Source organism: Methylosinus sp. R-45379 (genome assembly GCF_001644125.1).
Lineage (GTDB): Bacteria > Pseudomonadota > Alphaproteobacteria > Rhizobiales > Beijerinckiaceae > Methylosinus.
The window spans coordinates 1-1,525 of sequence record NZ_LUUM01000115.1 but is presented as its reverse complement, the minus strand read 5'-3'; the positions used below and the strand labels follow the sequence as shown (position 1 = coordinate 1,525).

2 protein-coding genes are annotated in these 1,525 nt (G+C 62.7%); both read left to right on the top strand.

The features are described 5' to 3' along the window. A partial coding sequence (locus A1351_RS25195; RefSeq protein WP_198162238.1) for a hypothetical protein occupies window positions 1-582 on the top strand: 582 nt, incomplete at its 5' end. Window positions 583-629: 47 nt separating this feature from the next. After that, on the top strand, window positions 630-1,460 hold the full coding sequence (locus tag A1351_RS06630) for a hypothetical protein (protein WP_064032558.1): 831 nt from the start codon (window positions 630-632) through the stop codon (window positions 1,458-1,460). The last annotated feature ends 65 nt before the right edge of the window (window positions 1,461-1,525 follow it).

Genomic DNA, 1,525 nt, shown 5'->3' with positions numbered 1-1,525 from the left:
GATTCCGTCGAGGGAAATCCCTACCACGGCGTGTCCCGCGCCGCGGCGGAAGTCGCCACCTCGCACATTCCTCGTCCCGAAGACGAGATTCCCGGCAAGATGGTCGGCTGGCGCTCGGATATGAGCGCGCTCGCCGCTGGCGAGCGGGACGGCAAGCCGGTGTTGTTGGTTCTTTCGTCGCCCTCGATCTCCTGCTCGGAGTGCCGATCGGCCATCAGGGATATTTTGACATCCGGCCCACTCAATCAACTGGCCGGGCAATTCCATGCGATGATGGTCGTGCTCGACGGGATACCCGAAAGTCCATCGAGTCCGCTGCGCAGTCGGCTCCGCGTGAAATCGAATATTGCCGCGATCCTCGTCCGACTGGGCGACAAGGACCGAAAAGCGCGGGAGCTGCTGCGACAAGAAGGAAGGATCGACATCCGCGCGCTGGCGCGCGACCTCCAAAGGCGGCTGCCGTCGACGCATGGAACTGGGGCGGATATCGAACCGACCGCCCGCTCGCCATCATTTTGCTGGCTGATCGAAGACTTCGAATTATGTCAGGCGAGAATTCAACGCGCCGGACCTGCGGAGTAACCTCTTGCGCCATTGAAAGGCCACAGCACAACGCACGGGAAACCACCATGAAGGACTTCTGGACCTCCACCGCAGAGCTATTGCTCGCCCTGCCGATTCTGGCCTATCTCGGGGTCGGCGCCACGCTGTCGATCACGCAGAGCGCGCGGACATTCAGCCCATGCTCGCAAGTCGACAGCAATATCGTCACGCCCGATAGCGACTCGCCGCTCGTCTATGTGATCAAGCACGGGTTGATGTGGCCGTTTGCCGCCTATCGCGAGATCATCCGCGAAGGCATGCCTGTGAGCCACTTCATTTTTGCGTCCGATTGCAAATGGAGCAAGCGGCCAGTCTATCAGCGGCTCTTCGCTGAACCGGCAGGCGGCTGTCCCGAGGGGACGACACAATACGAAGGCGCACGATGCCGACTGAACGAGCGGCGCTCCTACCGCTATGCGCCGCGCAAGCCCGGCCAAGAATGTCCCCAGGGCTCGGCGCCCATCTCGGGGCGCGAGGATCGTTGCGAGCTTCCCTATGCATTGTCGAACCAGGACGCGCTGTCGGAACTGGCGGCATTGGCGAAGCCGAGGTTCGGCTCCACAGCGGCAGATGTGAGGCCGGTCCTCGACGTTCGCACCGCCTGGGGAGAGCCGCGCTACCTCTCCCCTTGGCTGGAAATAAATCTGTCGACCCCGCCAACCTGCCCTGGACCCCTATGGCTGGAAATTCCCGCCGCCCCGGGCGTCGTCGAATGCGTCCTTCCCTCGCTCGAGAAACTTGCCGACCGGCCCTGCCCGGCAGGTCTGAAGAGCTACGAAGGCGCGCCCTATTCCAGAGTCGCAAAAGACGGCGGCCGAACCGAGCCCAAGATCGAAGTCTGCGTCAAGGCCGATTGACGAAACGCGCGGCAACGAAAAGGAATAGCGCAGATGCCTCGCAGGAAGGCGTCGCCGAGCAACGC

Coding starts and splice junctions, on each gene's coding strand:
- A1351_RS06630 (WP_064032558.1), top strand. CDS start 630: ATGAAGGACTTCTGGACCTCCACCGCAGAGCTATTGCTCGCCCTGCCG.